Origin of the sequence: Phocaeicola paurosaccharolyticus JCM 15092 (assembly GCF_000613805.1) — a bacterium.
Taxonomy (GTDB): Bacteria; Bacteroidota; Bacteroidia; order Bacteroidales; family Bacteroidaceae; genus Phocaeicola; species Phocaeicola paurosaccharolyticus.
Window position 1 is genome coordinate 1 of sequence record NZ_BAJR01000074.1, and the last position, 1714, is coordinate 1714.

1 protein-coding gene and 2 tRNA genes are annotated in these 1714 nt (G+C 37.7%); 2 read left to right on the forward strand and 1 reads right to left on the reverse strand.

Translation table 11 applies throughout. The annotated features are described in order from the left end of the window. Positions 1-130: 130 nt before the first annotated feature. Positions 131-204: transfer RNA gene (locus JCM15092_RS14220), tRNA-Met, on the forward strand. A gap of 62 nt (positions 205-266) precedes the next feature. Next, positions 267-340: transfer RNA gene (locus JCM15092_RS14225), tRNA-Met, on the forward strand. A gap of 228 nt (positions 341-568) precedes the next feature. Here JCM15092_RS14225 and JCM15092_RS14230 read toward each other — a convergent pair. Further along, positions 569-1612 carry an EFR1 family ferrodoxin gene (locus JCM15092_RS14230; protein WP_024995220.1) on the reverse strand — a complete coding sequence of 348 codons (1044 nt, stop codon included), beginning with the start codon at positions 1610-1612 and terminating at the stop codon, positions 569-571. Positions 1613-1714: the final 102 nt, after the last annotated feature.

Genomic DNA, 1714 nt, shown 5'->3' on the forward strand with positions numbered 1-1714 from the left:
TATTATTTTATTAGGATTTTTTTTCGTGTATGGGTTACAAGCCTCTGAGTGCTCTTTTTTGAAAAAAATCTTATGATACTTGGAAAATTCGAAAATAGACCTTATCTTCGCACCCGCAATTCGAAATTATGGCGGGATAGCTCAGCTGGTTAGAGCGCATGATTCATAATCATGAGGTCCCCGGTTCAATCCCGGGTCCCGCTACAATTAAAAGCATAGACTGTTAGGAGGCTTCCACTCTTGGCGGTCTTTTTTAAAGATAATTTGGCGGGATAGCTCAGCTGGTTAGAGCGCATGATTCATAATCATGAGGTCCCCGGTTCAATCCCGGGTCCCGCTACAACAGATAAGGATACATTGTTCGATGTATCCTTATTTGTTTATATACCGATAATGATCGGTTTTTCGAATCATTGTTTGTTTTATGCTTTTGGATTATTGTCCTAAGGCTTAGTTTTATTATCCTAAGCCTTAGGATAAAGAAATTTAAGTTCAGCACAATAAATAGGTCATATTATTTATGACAATTTGTAAGGTGTTCCTTTGTATATATAAAGTAGTGAATTGCTTAAAGATCTTTACCTTTACTTGGTAAGTAACAACTATCGTTTTTGGTATATCTACCCCACCATCTGAAATGCGTGAGTGAGAATAGACGTATTATTTTACCGACCAGTCTTGTTCTAATCAAATAATGCTGTAAGTGATAAAGAAGTCCCATTACGCTGAATAGCACGATGTTTATCACCAGAAAATTGAACCACTTTTCATCGAATAAAGGTGGAAGAAGGGCATATATGGCAGAAGAAGAAATAAGGGAAGTAAACAATATGGCAAGAAGTACCAACCCGTGAGAAGTCTCGATAGCTCTTGCAGGACAAATATTCATACATTTCATGCAGCTTTCACACTTGAATGTCCAGTAAGGATGTCCGGATTTCTTTATGATGGCACTATTGGGGCACTGCTCGATGCATCGGTTACAATGAGTACATCTATTGGATGCATAGAAGGTCTTGGCAATAAAAAACCGACCAATAATATAATAAAGCAAAGCGATAGGTGATATGAGTAAATCCTGAACAAATTCGCGTAAGGCGGTAAAGTCTTTGCCCTTATCACAGAGTCTTTTGACATGCTTCTCCACTCTTAGATGATTTTTGTCATAGATATAATCCAGAGCTTTGCCTCTCAGGGCAGGATGTATTGATAGCCAATTTGAAGGCATGTCAAAAGGTATCATTCCTACTATCTTATGACCTTTCATAAAGAGCCTCAATGCAGATAAGTAAAAGGCAATACCGGTAAGACCCACAGTCACTATACGTCCTACTTTCATACCTGCTCTAGTATCCATCAGTATTATCCTGTTGTGCCCTTTAGGGAATTTTCCAATGAAATCAAGCATGATATGAGGATAATTAAATCCATGTACCGGGGAGATTATTCCAATATGAGTATCACTATTTATGGTGATCTCACTGACGTCTGTCCGAGATATATCATAAAGGGAGCACTTCAGGTCCTTCCTCACAACACTTTCTCTTATCCATTCCGCAACTTGACGTGCGTTTCCAGTACCGGAAAAGTAAAATATCAAAAGTTCTTTCATAATCCTTTTAATTCTTCTTTATCGAGACTACGATTGTTTGATGCCATAGGTATCAACATTTCTATACAAACATACGTTGCTGTAAAAGTATAAATAAAGTAA